The 14711-nt window shown below is 40.0% G+C and carries 16 protein-coding genes; 7 read left to right on the top strand and 9 right to left on the bottom strand.

Features of this window, described 5'->3' with window-relative positions:
• Window positions 1-17 precede the first annotated feature (17 nt).
• From madM to BVC88_RS12885, 3 genes are read right to left on the bottom strand one after another with little or no spacing between them, the layout of a single operon-like run.
• Window positions 18-776, bottom strand: coding sequence for a malonate transporter subunit MadM (madM, locus tag BVC88_RS12895; protein ID WP_075351108.1), 759 nt, complete (start codon window positions 774-776; stop codon window positions 18-20).
• A gap of 1 nt (window position 777) precedes the next feature.
• Window positions 778-1134, bottom strand: coding sequence for a malonate transporter subunit MadL (madL, locus tag BVC88_RS12890; protein ID WP_075351107.1), 357 nt, complete (start codon window positions 1132-1134; stop codon window positions 778-780).
• A gap of 1 nt (window position 1135) precedes the next feature.
• Complete coding sequence (locus BVC88_RS12885) at window positions 1136-2614, bottom strand: acyl-CoA synthetase (protein ID WP_075351106.1); 1479 nt, start codon at window positions 2612-2614, stop codon at window positions 1136-1138.
• 228 nt (window positions 2615-2842) lie between these two features.
• Between BVC88_RS12885 and BVC88_RS12880 the strand changes: the two genes are divergently transcribed.
• Complete coding sequence (locus BVC88_RS12880; protein WP_075351223.1) at window positions 2843-3382, top strand: fasciclin domain-containing protein; 540 nt, start codon at window positions 2843-2845, stop codon at window positions 3380-3382.
• Window positions 3383-3700: 318 nt separating this feature from the next.
• On the opposite strand, the gene ggt is transcribed toward BVC88_RS12880, so the two are convergent.
• Genes ggt through BVC88_RS12865 form a run of 3 tightly spaced genes read right to left on the bottom strand, consistent with a single transcriptional unit; the run spans window position 3701 to window position 8150 of the window.
• Complete coding sequence (ggt, locus tag BVC88_RS12875; RefSeq protein ID WP_075351105.1) at window positions 3701-5416, bottom strand: gamma-glutamyltransferase; 1716 nt, start codon at window positions 5414-5416, stop codon at window positions 3701-3703.
• Between the two features lies 1 nt (window position 5417).
• Window positions 5418-7790, bottom strand: coding sequence for a S9 family peptidase (locus BVC88_RS12870; RefSeq protein ID WP_075351104.1), 2373 nt, complete (start codon window positions 7788-7790; stop codon window positions 5418-5420).
• A gap of 27 nt (window positions 7791-7817) precedes the next feature.
• Window positions 7818-8150 carry an Hpt domain-containing protein gene (locus BVC88_RS12865; protein ID WP_075351103.1) on the bottom strand — a complete coding sequence of 111 codons (333 nt, stop codon included), beginning with the start codon at window positions 8148-8150 and terminating at the stop codon, window positions 7818-7820.
• 321 nt (window positions 8151-8471) lie between these two features.
• Between BVC88_RS12865 and BVC88_RS12860 the strand changes: the two genes are divergently transcribed.
• Window positions 8472-8930, top strand: a complete 459-nt coding sequence (locus tag BVC88_RS12860) for a DUF2452 domain-containing protein (protein WP_075351102.1) — start codon at window positions 8472-8474, stop codon at window positions 8928-8930.
• A gap of 3 nt (window positions 8931-8933) precedes the next feature.
• Window positions 8934-9581, top strand: a complete 648-nt coding sequence (locus BVC88_RS12855) for a DUF7255 family protein (RefSeq protein WP_075351101.1) — start codon at window positions 8934-8936, stop codon at window positions 9579-9581.
• Between the two features lie 8 nt (window positions 9582-9589).
• Here BVC88_RS12855 and BVC88_RS12850 read toward each other — a convergent pair whose 3' ends face one another.
• Window positions 9590-10207 (bottom strand): deoxynucleoside kinase, encoded by a 618-nt coding sequence (locus BVC88_RS12850; protein WP_075351100.1) that lies wholly within the window; start codon window positions 10205-10207, stop codon window positions 9590-9592.
• 10 nt (window positions 10208-10217) lie between these two features.
• Window positions 10218-11108, bottom strand: a complete 891-nt coding sequence (locus BVC88_RS12845; protein WP_075351099.1) for a 3-hydroxyacyl-CoA dehydrogenase family protein — start codon at window positions 11106-11108, stop codon at window positions 10218-10220.
• Between the two features lie 169 nt (window positions 11109-11277).
• On the opposite strand from BVC88_RS12845, the gene BVC88_RS12840 reads away from it, so the two are divergent.
• The 3 genes from BVC88_RS12840 to BVC88_RS12830 are packed head-to-tail and all read left to right on the top strand — an operon-like array spanning window position 11278 to window position 13588.
• Complete coding sequence (locus BVC88_RS12840; RefSeq protein ID WP_075351098.1) at window positions 11278-12114, top strand: CvfB family protein; 837 nt, start codon at window positions 11278-11280, stop codon at window positions 12112-12114.
• 1 nt (window position 12115) lies between these two features.
• Window positions 12116-12610, top strand: a complete 495-nt coding sequence (locus tag BVC88_RS12835) for a YkgJ family cysteine cluster protein (RefSeq protein WP_075351222.1) — start codon at window positions 12116-12118, stop codon at window positions 12608-12610.
• A 45-nt stretch (window positions 12611-12655) separates the two neighbouring features.
• On the top strand, window positions 12656-13588 hold the full coding sequence (locus BVC88_RS12830; RefSeq protein ID WP_075351221.1) for an ROK family protein: 933 nt from the start codon (window positions 12656-12658) through the stop codon (window positions 13586-13588).
• Here BVC88_RS12830 and BVC88_RS12825 read toward each other — a convergent pair.
• A complete protein-coding gene (locus tag BVC88_RS12825; protein WP_075351097.1) occupies window positions 13569-13958 on the bottom strand; it encodes a hypothetical protein in 390 nt (129 codons plus the stop codon). The two genes, BVC88_RS12830 and BVC88_RS12825, sit on opposite strands and share 20 nt — an antisense overlap.
• Before the next feature lie 243 nt (window positions 13959-14201).
• On the opposite strand from BVC88_RS12825, the gene BVC88_RS12820 reads away from it, so the two are divergent.
• Complete coding sequence (locus tag BVC88_RS12820) at window positions 14202-14696, top strand: DNA topoisomerase IV (protein WP_075351096.1); 495 nt, start codon at window positions 14202-14204, stop codon at window positions 14694-14696.
• Window positions 14697-14711 lie beyond the last annotated feature (15 nt).

Below are 14711 nucleotides of genomic sequence, written 5' to 3'. Positions count from 1 at the left end.
CAGGGTTTTGGAGAGGTTTATAAAAAGTACTCCAATATCAAATAAAACACCGAAGGACAAATCAGACAACCCAATCCGGAATAAAAAGTTGCAGTTACTGCTCCATAGGGAACTAACTTAGGATCCGTGGCAGCTAACCCCGCAGCTACACCACTGGTAGTGCCCATCAATCCTCCATAGCTCATCGCTGCTCCTTCTGAATTAAGACCAATTCGCCTGGCTAGGATTGGAGTTAGAATGGTTACGGTTATAGTTTTTACCACTCCGATTCCGATGCTTAATGCAATAATATCCGAACTAGCTCCAATAGCAGCACCCGTAACGGGACCAATAATATAAGTACAAGCTCCCGCACCTATGGTGGTGAGTGTCACTGCATCTCTAAATCCCCAAGCCCAACCTAAAGCCACACCAACCGTGAAAAAGATAATCAGACCTAATAGGAGGGAGATCATCCCTGCCAGACCGGATTTCTTGATTAGCAGGAAACTTGCACTGATCGCAGTAGCAACGATGGTGAAGTCACGAAACATTCCGCCACCCATGAAACCCACCCCTTTGAAAATTGGAATATCTGATAAGCCTTTTTCTCCTCCCCCAAATACCCCACCGATATACCCCAATACCAATCCAAAAAATATCGCAATGGCAGAACCTGGGATTTTCGAGCGGAAGATTTTCTTTGAAATGATTTCAGAGAAAAACATAATAATTCCGACTACCAGAAAAGCTACAATCAATCCATACGAATCGATTACCTGAATTAATTCGGACATATCAGGAAGCTTTAAGGCTTTTGGTGAGGTAAGGAAAAACGAAAAAACAGATGATAACCGGTATAGCTCCGGCAGCAATTGCCAAACTTCCACTGGTGACTGCCGCTTTTACATTAAGGCTTGCTGCCATGGCTACGACCACCGGAATGTAAAGCTTACCCCAAAAATCTACTCCATATTCCATTTCTGCTTTAAACCAACCTTTGCGATGAAAACCTTCTTTGGTGAGAATCAAAATAATCATGGCAAAACCTACTCCTCCAACATTGGAATCAATTCCAATCCAATGGCCAAGTAGAGTTCCCATCCATTGCCCAAACAGAAAAGAGAAGGCTAGAATTGCTATTCCGTAAATCATTTTAAAAGAGTTTTTTCAGTTCATTCTTGGTCACTTTTCCCATTGCGTTTCGAGGTAATTCGGAAATGGTCACTATTTTTCGAGGAATTTTATAGCCAGGCATCCGTTCTTTGAGCCAGATAGTTAATTGAGTTGAATCTAATGCTGGATCACAGACCAATGCTGCTACTACGATTTCCCCCCATTCCTCAGATGGGATTCCAACAACTCCGCAATCACTTATTAAAGGATAAGTACGAAGGACTTCTTCAATTTCTAAGGCGGAGATTTTGTATCCTCCTGACTTGATAATGTCAATCGAATCTCTTCCAAGAATTCGATAATAACCTTCCTCCAAGACTGCAATATCACCTGTTTTGAACCATCCATCTTTTGTGAAGCTCTTTTGAGTTGCTTCCGGCTTCCTCCAATACTCCTTGAAAACCGAAGGACCTTTCACTTGAATTTCACCCGGATGGCCAGGAAGTACAAGCTCCTCATGCTCATCTACCAATCTGATTTCAACTTTAGGCAAGGCATGACCAATGTAGCCAGCTCTTCGCTCTCCTTCGTAAGGATTGCTGATGGCCATTCCGATCTCAGTCATTCCATAACGCTCCAAAAGGTAGTGATTTGAAATTTTCTCCCATTGACGCATTACTGACACAGGCAGCGCGGCGGAGCCCGAAATCATCAACCTAAATTGCTTTAAAATTCCAGTGATTTTCTTTTGTCGCTCTTCCGGGAAATTTTCAAAGGCTGTCATCAATTTGAAATAAATCGTTGGGACAGCCATGAATACATTTACTTTCCCTTCCTCAAAAATTTCAAAAACTTTCTCGGCATCAAAAGGATATTGAAACTGTACGCATGCCCCAGACCAAAGCGCAGATGAGACCACATTAATAATCCCATGTACATGGTGTAAAGGAAGAAGGCATAAAGTATGATCGGTTTCTTTCCATTTCCAAGCTTCCACCAAAGTGCTGATTTGAGATTCAATATTGGCATGTGTAGTCAAGACTCCTTTAGGAAGGCTAGTCGTACCCGATGTATAAAGAATCATCGCACCACGGTTCGAATCTATTTTGGGATGCAAAAAATCTTCAACAATAGAATTGAAATCTGATAATTCAAAAAATCGAATTTTAGGACTATCGCGGATAGGAGCTAGGACTTCCAAATATTCTGGACCTGCAATGACGTATTCAGCTTCCGTATCATCCAAGACATACTTTAATGATGGGAATGGATAGGAAATACAGAGCGGAACTGCAATACCTCCTGCTTGCCAGATAGCCCACTGGGTGGCTACATATTCAAATCCGGGCGAAACCATAAATGCAACTCTTGATTCATTCAAATCATTTTTGCCGGCCAATAGATGGTTTGCTATTGTTTGGCTCTTGGATAAAAGTTGAGAAAAGGTGTAAGAACCTTTGGAATCGATTATGGCTATTTTCTCAGGAAAAAGAGAAGCGCTTTTAAAGATTTGAAGCATTGAGTTTTTTTTACTGGGCTATAATGCAAAAAAACCTCAAGAAAGTGTGGTATCCAAACTTATCTCAAGATGAAGGAGAAATCGACCTGCAGTACCTCAATAATTGGATACTTACTTTTTGATCTCATTTGAATGCCAAATCGTTTCAATAATTTTTTTAAAAATGAAAAACTTATCCACCTCCTGTTTGTTGTATCTTTACACATCAAAAAAAAAGAAACCAAAAAAATGAAAAATTTAAGATTATTATCACTGGCACTTGCTGCAGCAGCTACTAGTTTTGTGATGAGTTGCGAAAGCAAACCAACTGAAGAAACAGAGACTGTAGTTGTTGAAGAAACAGTAGTAGAGGAAGTTCCAAATACTGTTGTTGATATCGCGGTAGGTTCTCCGGATCATACTACTTTGGTAGCAGCAGTTCAGGCTGCAGGATTGGTAGAAACTCTTTCTGGTGATGGTCCATTTACAGTTTTTGCTCCTACGAATGCTGCTTTTGCAGCACTTCCTGAAGGAACTGTAGATACACTATTGAAGCCTGAAAGCAAAGATCAATTGACTGGCGTTCTTACTTACCACGTGGTTGCTGGCAACGTAATGTCTGGCGATCTTTCTGACGGACAAGTAGTGACTACGCTAAATGGTCAAACGCTAACTGTATCTATTAAAGACGGAGTAGTGATGATCAACGGAGCGAAAGTGGTTGCTGCAGACCTAGCAGGTACTAATGGAGTTGTTCACGTAATCGATTCAGTTCTATTACCGAAATAATTTCACCTCAGAAAAAATTAAACCTGCTTCGGCAGGTTTTTTTTTGCTTTTTTTCGAGTAAGCATCAATTAAATTAACTCATAGTTTTAAATAAGCTTTTGAAAAAAGCTTTGATTACTTCCTATAAATAATAGAGATTTTAAAACATTCACTTCTGCCATATTTCAGACTTTTGAATTGGATGAAACGGTCTTTAAGGAAGTATTTAAGAAGTATCATCTGCTTGGATTGCCTTTGGCAATTGGTGGCTAGAATTTGAAAGGGAATAAAAATTTAAAAGAAAAACCTTGACTGATTTGCCCGGGTTTTCTTCTATAATCAATATCCAACGGCTTTATCGTCACCTCTAGGATCTGCTCCGCCTTCGAGTTTACCACTTGGTAAAACTAGGATAGCATCCACTTTTCCTATAATCGGGTTATTATTTTCCATGATTTGGTATCCTTTCGATTTTAAATTGGAGATCAATACCGAATCAAAAGAATTCGGCTCAAAGCTTACCAAATCCGGAAGCCATTGATGATGAAAACGAGGAGCCTCTACAGCCTCTTGCATTCCCATATTGAATTCATAGACATTCAAAATCGTCTGAACAACAGACGTTATGATGGTCGATCCTCCAGGAGTTCCCACTACCATCCAAAGTTTGCCGTCTTTTTCTACGATGGTGGGAGTCATTGAGCTTAGCATACGTTTTCCAGCGGCGATGCTATTTGCCTCTGCTCCAATCAGCCCAAACATATTTGGAACTCCAGCCTTGGAACTGAAATCATCCATCTCATTATTCATAAAGAAGCCTAACTCATCTACGAAAAGTTTGCTGCCATAGGCACCATTGAGCGTGGTAGTCACGGAAATGGCATTGCCCTCAGCATCTACTATCGAATAGTGTGTTGTTTCCATACTCTCTGCAAAGGCTATTTCTCCAGCAGCGATGTCTTCAGATTTGGTTGCTTTTTCCATGGTGAAACTTTCCATTCGAGATTTCAGATATTCTCCTGCAGTCAATTCAGCGACAGGAATATCAACGAAATCAGGATCTCCCAAAAAGAAATTTCGATCGGCATAAGCTCTACGTTCAGCTTCTACAAGTAATTGAATGTGCTCAGGACTATGAAAAGGATATTGACCTATAGAAAGAGGTTCAATCATGCCGAATATCTGTGCGATAGTCACGCCTCCGCTACTTGGAGGTGCCATGGAAATGATTTTTAGATCCTTATATGGAAATACAATCGGATCTCTCCAAACCGCTTCATAATCTGCTAAATCAGATTCAGTGATAATTCCACCCTTGGATTGCATGTGGGCTGCAAGGATTTTTGCAGTTTCACCTTTGTAAAATTCATCCCGACCGTTTGCAGCGATTCTTCTAAGAGTAGCTGCCAATACTGGAATCTTCAAGGTATCTCCGCCTTTGATTTCTTTGCCAAAAAAAGTTTCAGGGCCATTTACTTCGATAAAGGTTTCCCGAAGCTTTAGTAATCGCTCAGCTTGTCTGCTCGATACTACAAACCCTCTTTCGGCTAAATCAATGACAGGTTGTAGGATTTCAGCGGGAGTAAGTTTGCCGAATTTAGATTGAGCTTCAAAGATCCCTGCAATTGTTCCAGGCACACCCGATGCCATTGCACCTTTCGTACTCAACTCAGGGATTATTTCGCCATTTTCATCCAGATACATATCCCGATAAGCAGCAGATGGAGCTTTTTCCCGATAATCAATTGAGCCTACAGTTCCATCTGCCATTCGATAGACCATAAATCCTCCTCCTCCCAAATTTCCAGCAAAAGGATAGGTGACAGCTAAAGCCATTTCCGTTGCCATCATCGCATCAAAAGCATTTCCGCCTCGTTGTATTATCTCAAGGCCGATTTTGGATGCTTCTTCCCGAGCCGAAACGACCATTGCTTTATCGGCAATTTCTCCTTGGTTTCCGGGAGATTCAGTTTCTTTTTTTGTACAGGAGAAAAGAGAAAATACCAAGCCTGCAGTAAGGCCTAGTAGTTTGAAGTAGGTGATTTTATGATTCATTTTAATCAAGTAGGGTGCTGTTGAATAGTTTTAGGATCCGCTTGTATTCATCAGTCCAAGAGCTAGGTTCTACAAAACCATGATCTTCCACGGGATAAATTGCCATCTCCCAATTATCTTTTTCAAGTTCAATCAATCGCTGAGAAAGTCGAACTACATCTTGAAAATGCACATTGACATCGACCATGCCGTGTGCCATGAGTAGATTCCCTTTTAGACCTTCTGCAAAATAAATCGGGGAGGAGCGACGGTAAGCGATAGGATCTTCCTCTGGTGTGTTCAAAATATTAGCAGTGTAGCCATGATTATAATGTGCCCAATCCGTTACAGATCGTAGAGCAGCTCCAGATTTGAATACATCGGGCTGGTTGAACAGCGCCATAAGCGTGATAAATCCGCCGTAACTTCCGCCATAGATTCCGATTCGATCTGCATCTACGCCCTGAGAATCGACCAGATACTTGGCTCCATCAACTTGATCTGATAAGTCTTTGCCTCCCATATGTCTATAGATTCCTGTTCGCCAATCTCTACCATATCCTGCTGAGGCACGGTAATCGATATCTAAAACTGTATAGCCTAGATCAGTCAGTAAGTTGTGAAACATGTACTCTCTAAAGTAGCTACTCCACCATTTATGAGCATTTTGTAAATAGCCAGCCCCGTGAACAAAGATCACAGCAGCCCCATTTTTCTTTGCTGGATCCGGAGCATAAAGTCTTGCAGGAACTTTTGCTCCATCTTCTGCTTCAAAACGGATTATTTCTGGAGCCCGCCAATTGTATGACTTGAATTCTTCGCTTTGCCCGACAGTAAGTTGCACTGCCTTTGCGCCTTCTTTATTATCCTGAAGGAAAAGCTCTGTTGGTTGGTTGCTGAAGGAGAAGAGGATTGCAAGTTTTTTCTCATCTGGAGAAAGACTGACCTCATTATTCCCAGTCATGCTGGTAAGCTTTTCCATCTTTCCACCCATTAAAGGCATTTTATAAAAATGTCTTTCACCAGGGTCAACTTCTGAAGTGGTCAAATACCAATGCTTTTTATCTTTTGAAATAAATGGATCAAAAACCTCATACTTTCCACTAGTCAAAGCCTTCTTTTCCCCGGATGTAATATCCAATAAATAAAGGTGGGAGTAACCGGTCTCTTCGGATTGGAAATAGATGTGACGATTGTCCGATAACCATCCGAATGTACCAGGAGAAAAAGTCCAACCTATTCCCGGTCCACCGATCCAAGCTTCATCACGTTGCCGATCAAGAACTTTTAGCGCACCTGTCTGCATATCTACACTGGTAATCCATCGATCTTTATTGTCATAGGATTTCACCTGGAGAATGGCATTTTTCCCATCTGGAGAAAAAAATGGACCTGCCAATGCGACCTCCCTATCTTTCTCTTCCCAAGTTTTATCCGGATAATCTTTGATATAATCAGGCAAGTCTTTGATTCCCGTAAGGTCGATTGTTGAGATAAAATAGACCGTATCTCTCTGTAAATCATAAATCCCTATTTCTGAAGTGGTCGGCTTGGTGCCAACTTTAGGTCTTGCATTTAGGTCTTCGGTGTATCCTGATGCAGCTACGTAATCAGGGACTTTGGTGCCCTTGTTGCTTTCAGTCTTGTAATAAGCAAAGGTTGCAAATCTTCCATCAGGTGAAAGTTGAAGGCTTGAAGGGTTTTTTCCAGAGGTGTAATACGTAAATTTCTCCTCCTCTTTTTCTGCAATAGATTCTCTATAGGCTTTCGATTCTTCCGCTTTTTTTTCCCTTTGGGCGATTATTTGAAGCAAGGCCAGGTTTTCTTCTTTCACAAAACCCATGTTTTCAGATTTACTATCAGAGCTGGATTTTTTTGAAGGCTCAGAGCTGGTGGAAATATTTGTGACTTTCTGCACCACCTTAGTTTCTATATCGACTACATAGATATTGTTTGAAAAGTTAAAGGCTACTTTTTTTTCGTTCGCGAGAAAGGTTGGATTAGAAAAATTATCAAACCAATCTAAAATCACTTGGGTTTTTCCTGTTTTTACATCCTCAAGAAGTAATTGATTGTCTTCTTTAATAAGTCGGAGTGTTTTGTCTTGGTTGAAATTTCTCGAGGTATTTCGAAGGGCTTTTTCCTCCGGCCAATGAACTTTTGATAATACCTGTAAATTGGAAATTGCGATTTTGTAAAGGGAATCAGAGGGGTCTTTGTCACGATTATATTCGAAGTAAATCTGCTGTGAATCCTCGCTCCATCGTGCCGAAGAAGGGAAAGTACCCATCCAAGCAGGGTCACGCATAATGTATTCTACACTTAGGGGCGATTGAGCGAAAGCAGCTGTGAAACACAGGAATAGAATTGGCAGAAATAGTAGTTTTTGCCGCATGGAATAAAGGGATTATTTGAAAATTAGTTAAACGGATTTGAGGAAGTCATGAAGTTCCTCTTCGATTTTGGAAAGGTTAGATTGAAGTTGTGCATTGAGGTCTAATGAATCTTCCACGTTTTCTTCAATCTTTTCGATTAGTTTCCTTGTGCTTTGCGCTCCAATGTAACTCATGCTAGGTTTAGCCTTATGGATTCGCTTTTTGATTGTCACAAAATCATTTGATTCATAGAATTGAGTAAGTTCCTTCAGATCATGAATATTTGAAGTCAAAATAATCTGGATCATGGATTTAATCAAATCTGGATCATCGTCTCCAAAGTATTGATAAATAGACTGCTCACTGATGAGTTGATACATAAAACTTAAAACTTGGTAAAAATAGAGAGTAGCTTTTGGATAAAATTAAAACATTTTTCAAAAAGTATCATTTTCTATCCTAGGGGATACATTATCGGATCAATATATCCAATCCTTTCCCCGGAATACGTAATTTTGTAAAAGTTACAATTGAACCAAAATCTTCATGCAGAAAAATAAAAAGATTTTTCTTATCCTTTTTGTGATTTTCATGTTAATCATGTGTTGGATCGGGTATGATATTTCCCAAAGGACGACGTTTCCGGGTTCCAAGGGGAATCTGAAGGAAAGAATTAGCACAGGTGAAGGTGAAAAATAATCATGACAGGTAAAAAAATTGATGTAGATAAGCTCGATTTGGAGCGAATGAAAGATAAAACCACTGATAACCCAGGTATGCTGCCTTATGCGCATCATTCGGGAAGTGCGATTATCAAACCTGAGGACAAAGGGAAGATCACAGGTAGAGCAGTGGCGGCCATGCATAGTCAGACTGATATGCAGATGTCCCAAATCTATCAGCAGATGCAATTGCTAGCTGATCAGGCAAAGAAAATCCAGTCTCGTGTGGAGGTTTCTGAACGTATTTATGGTGCATCTATTTCTTTCGAGCCGCTGATCAATCATACCTATTTTTTGTATCAAAAGTCAGATGGAACAGATTTTTTGAGCATGATCGCTCCAGAAGAGTGGGGAAGGAAAAAAGATTGGGCAGAGTTTATCGCGGAAATAAAATTACTAGCTGATCATACCTGGGATATCCTGAGAGAAAATACTTAAACCATGGATAATTTGATGACTCGGCAGCTTGACCTGATCCTTAGGGAAAGGGGAGTTGATTATGAGCCAGAGTTTGAGTTGGAGGTCAATCCATCTTTTTTAGATACAAAAGGCAAAACTTGGCTAGCAGAAATCTATGAAGATTTAGGTGGACAAGGGGAATTGCCTTTGTTGCAAAAGCTAAAATTCGATTTCAAAATCAAAAGAAATTTGATCATTTGGGATGATGAATTACATTTTAACCGATATCGCTTAATCAGCCTACGATCAGATTTATATTCTGATTTCAATTTCCAATTTACAGAAGGAGTTAAACGAGTTTGCAGAACTTTCGAAAAGGAATGTCTGAAGGCAGGGTTGCAAGAGCGAATCTGGAAAGGTTCGCCCTTTGCAAAAAGTAGCTTTGGGACACCTTCTGAGCCTGCCGATTTTACTCAAAACGGAAGTCCAGGCTGGAAGCTTACGGCCTATAATGATGCCCAAATGGACCTCCAGTCAAGGATTCATGGCTATAAAATCTTTAGACTTTATCCTTATGAAACTTTAATGACTGGAGGTTCTCTGAAGCGGTTAGATCAGTTGCTGGTCAATCCTAAGGAAGAACAACAAGTGATGATTTTCAACTGGTTGATGCGTAAGTTAGACAGCTGATAAAAATTTTATGCAAAAAGCCCAAACATCTCCCGCTCGATCTTTTCTACGATGAAAGAAAAATCCTCCGAGCGCTCGACGAAATCAAGTTGATTGACATCGATGATTAGAAGTTTACCTTCTTTATAATTTGCAATCCATTCTTCGTAGTGCTCATTTAAGTGCTTGAGGTAATCAATTCGCATGGTAGTCTCATAGCTTCTTCCTCGCTTTTCGATTTGGCCAACAAGCTTTGGGATGTCGGCCTTAAGGTATATCAATAGATCAGGTGCCTTTACATGTGAGATCATGCTATCGAACAACTCCTTGTAGTTCCAATAATCCCGCTCAGTCAAAAGCTTACTTTTATACAGATTCGCTGCGAAAATATAAGCGTCCTCATAAATGGTCCGGTCCTGAATAGTGGAGGCACTACTTTCTTGGATTTTCTTAAGTTGGTTGAAACGAGAGTTGAGGAAATACACTTGAAGATGAAAAGCCCAACGCTGCATATCTTCATAGAAATCAGCGAGGTATGGGTTGTTATCTACAGCTTCAAATTCAGCTTTCCAACCGTAGTGCTTTGCGAGTTTTTCTGTGAGCGTGGTTTTACCACTCCCTATATTTCCGGATACTGCGAGATGCATTTAAGAGTAATTATTTGGTGAATCTTGGCGCTACTACGATGTCCTTGCTGCCCTTGGTGTATTGATAAAATCCTTCTCCAGTTTTCACTCCTTTAAATCCAGCTTCTACCATATTCACTAACAAAGGGCATGGTGCATATTTTGGATTTCCAAAACCATCGTGAAGCACTTTCAAAATTGAAAGACAAACATCCAATCCTATGAAATCAGCTAATTGAAGTGGTCCCATTGGATGTGCCATTCCTAGTTTCATCACGGTATCTATTTCACTTACTCCGGCCACTCCTTCAAATAGCGTATAAATTGCCTCATTGATCATCGGCATTAGGATTCGGTTTGCTACGAAACCAGGATAATCATTTACCTCAACAGGTTCTTTTCCCAGATTTTGAGAAAGCGTCATTATTTCAGCTGTCACTTCATCAGAAGTGGAATAACCGCGGATAACTTCTACCAGCTTCATCACTGGCACAGGATTCATAAAGTGCATGCCAATCACTTGGTTTGGTCTTTTGGTGACCGCTGCGATTTTGGTGATCGAAATCGAGGAAGTATTCGTTGCCAAGATGGCTGAGGAAGGACTGAACTCATCTATTTTTCGAAAAAGATCCAGCTTGATATTCATGTTTTCTGTAGCAGCTTCCACTACCAGATCTGCGGATTTTACTCCCTCAGCGATGTCCGTGAAAGTAGAAATTCGAGCAAGCGACTGATTTTTTTCTTCTTCTGTTATTATTCCTTTTCCTACCTGACGATCCATGTTCTTAGCGATCGTGGTTAAGGCCCGGTCTAGTGCATCTTGACTTATATCTATTAGAGAGACAGGATGTCCATGCTGCGCAAAAACGTGAGCGATACCGTTTCCCATCGTACCTGAACCGATAACTGAGATATTTTTCATAAGTAGGTGATTAAGAGTAAAAACTAGAAAATTTGGGTTTATTCGAATTAAATTATGCCTCAAAGCTACTCTTGAAAGGCTCCAATTCCAATTTTTAACCCTTGCATTCCCGACTTTGTTTGTCGCAAAACTTCCCTTTATAAAATTATTTATTGGCTACCTTTGAGCTATGAAAGAACTTGGAATCATCTCTACTTTATCTATTAATCGATTTACTGACTTCGGCGCCTACCTTGCCTTGAGTTCAGGAGAAGAAGTGCTACTTCCAAAAGGCTATCTGACAGGCGAAGAAAAAGAGGGTGATCTCAAGGAGGTTTTTGTTTATACAGATTCGGAGGACAGACCAGTGGCGGTAACTCAAATGCCTTTGGCTTTTTTAGATGATTTTGCGGTTTTGGAGGCCAAAGAAGTAACCTCTTTTGGGGCTTTTATGGACTGGGGATTGCCAAAGGATTTGCTTGTGCCCAAAGCTGAAATGGGTAAGAATATGATTCCCGGAGAAAAATACCTGGTAAAAATCTGTGTAGATCACCGAACGAATCGACTGATCGGAGTAAACAAATACCGTGATTTTATCTTTGATGCGCCAATCGAATTTTCTGAGGGAATGGAGGTGACAGGGTTGATTTTCGAAGAAACTGATTTGGGTTATAAAGTCTTGGTTGAAAATGAATTTGAAGGTTTACTTTTTAAAAATGAAGTTTTTCAACCTATTCAGATTGGAGAAAAGCGCTCTGTATTCATCAAAAAGAGACGGGACGATGGAAAGTTGGATCTTCAGCTTTTGGCTCCCGGAAGAGAGAAGTACGATGAGGGTTCTGAAAATATTCTTGCCATTTTAGAAGAGAAAGGTTTTTTACCGCTGCATGATAAATCTACTCCTGAGGAGATTCAATCGATGCTTGGTATGAGTAAGAAACATTTCAAGCAATGCATTGGGCAATTGTATAGAGCTCGAAAAATTCAGATTTTGCCTGATGGGATTTCACTGAATGCTGCAAGTTGAAATGGAAGTTGATTTAGTTGCTTTTTCTAAAGAGAGTAAGTCTGCTTTTCCAGCCAACAAAAAATTGCGCCAACGACTTCGAAAAGTAAAATCCAAAGAGTTGGACTCGCAATTTGAAAACTTGCATGAGAAAGTCTTTTCGGAGTTAGATTGCTTGGATTGTGCGAATTGTTGTAAAACCACCAGTCCGATTTTTTTGAATACAGATATAGACCGATTGGCTAAAGTATTTCGGATGAAGAGCAGCAATTTCATTGACGAATATTTGCACCGGGATGAAGAGGGAGATTATGTATTGAATTTTTCCCCATGTCCATTTTTAGGAGATGACAATAAGTGTCTTGTCTACGAAGATCGTCCCAAAGCTTGCAGAGAGTATCCACATACTAATCGGAAGAATATGCAGGGGATTTTGGAGCTTTCTTTGAAAAATACACTCGTTTGTCCTGCAGTTTTCAAAATTTTCGAGCAGATTGGGGAGAATTATAGGAAGTAATCTGAATCTTTTGCTTTTTTGAAACTCAAACCTATGGAGAAAACAATGCATAATCAGGACACGCACTTTCTTGGTGTGGATGTGGGAGGCACCCATTTGAAGATCGGATTGGTCGATAAAAAAGGAGAAATTTTAGACTTTCAAAAGGAGGATACGACTCCCTATAGAGACGATGAACATGGCTTTGGCCCTTGCTTTATCAAAGGTCTAAAAAAGTATCTCGAAAAATATCCAACGGTACAAAAAGTAGGAATTGGTCTTCCAGGTTTGATTTCCAAGGACAGAACCACAACCCTGGAAATTCCTGCCATTCCAACTTTGAATGGATTTAATCTGAAAGGCGGATTAGAAGCTGCGTATCCCGAACATGAATTTTTCCTGGAGAATGATGCCGCTGCTGCCGCAATGGGAGAGTTTTACTATGGTAAAGACAATCCAGAAGAAAATTTCATTTTCATCACCATGGGTACTGGAATAGGAAGTGCCTTGCTACTTGATGGTCAGGTGTTCAAAGGTTCGAGAGGCAATGCCATGGAAATGGGACATATGCTTGCTCAAGGAACATCAGGTTTGGAGACACTGATAGGTAGAAAAGGAATATTAACGATCATGGCAAGAATGGTTGCGGCCTATCCTGAGAAGGCAGGTTCTTTGATTGGAGCAGAACCCGGCACCCATTTATTGGTTGATACTGCAAAAGCAGGCAACCCAGTTTCCTTGATGGTTTTTGAGGAAGTGGGAAGAATTCTTGGAGAGGCTATCGTGTCAACTATCAGGATTTTGGATACCAACACAGTTTATTTTGGAGGTGGGATTTCTGCAGGTTTAGAATTTATGATGCCAACAATGGAGCATACAATCAAGCAATATCTGACCGCATATTATGTGAAGGATCTGAAGCTCAAGAAAGCTACGCTGGAAAATAATGCAGGTACTTTAGGTGCTGCTGCGCTCTGTTTTATGGGTTCAGGGTTGTAATATTTACTTCAGAAACCTTACTAATCGCATTCATTCGAAAAAGAACCCTTAGAGGTTCTTTTTCTATTTCTATACCATCGCATTTATCACTTGGTTCTAGAAAATAAAAGAAAAAGCTTTGGCTTTTATCCACAAGTTCTACCCGATCTGGTCTTCCAAATGTTTTAATAAGTTCTTGATTGTCAGCACCTAAGAAGGAGTTTTTGATTCGCTCCAACTCTTCAAGATCCTGCATTCTCAGTCCCTTGCAACCGTATCGGTCAGATTTCCAATTTTCGATATTTATGTTCCCTGTGTCCAACTTGCTGCTGCAAGCACTGAAAAATAAAAGGAGAAGAATGGAAAACAGGTAACCAATGGAATTATTCATAGAAAGTAAGGTTTGTGAAATTTTGGGAATCTCTGTTTGGTGAAATCAAACATCGACTTAATTCGGAGCGATCTGTATTTTTTGAGTAAAGCAAAACCAAGAATACTTCAAATAGCCTTGATTTTCATTTATTTGGGGATTTTTCAGAAAGTAATTGTCAAATATAATCATAAAGGGAACAACCATTAAAGGGATTCTGTTTCGTGAAATCGGTTATATTAGCACCTTCAATCTCCCTAGAATATGTTATATCGATTTGGAAAAGCGTTCTATTTCCTAACCCTCTTTGGCTTTGTTTTCCTCTTGCTTTATTTCTATTCCGCAATGCCTGAGTCGATTGGGTATGGAATGGATGAAGCGGGGTCTATTGTGGACCGGATTCCTAAAAGCAATTTCTTCTATGTCATGATTTCGATTTTTGTGGTTTCGAATTTGGTTGTAATGATTCCACCAAAATTAGTAGAGACCAAAATTCACAAAGGTCTTACAAAGATATTCCCGGTAGGGGACATATTTCGGGATTATTACCTGGGATGGTTTTATTCTTTTGGAGGAATTTTAAATCTTAGCCTAATCATGATGGTTTTTTATACCCATTCGATCAATAACCAAAATGAAATCGCAGCAAGTGAATTCAATTTCTTTTTCTATCTGATTCCTTCACTTTTAGTCCTTTGGGTAATAGGACTATTCGCGATTTTTGCTGGTAAATTCAGACAGATTCAATATAATTCCTAAGTAGACACAAATAAG

Origin of the sequence: Algoriphagus marinus (assembly GCF_001936475.1) — a bacterium.
GTDB lineage: Bacteria > Bacteroidota > Bacteroidia > Cytophagales > Cyclobacteriaceae > Algoriphagus > Algoriphagus marinus.
Note: the sequence above shows the minus strand (reverse complement) of the source record. Positions and strands in the feature narration are given on the sequence as shown.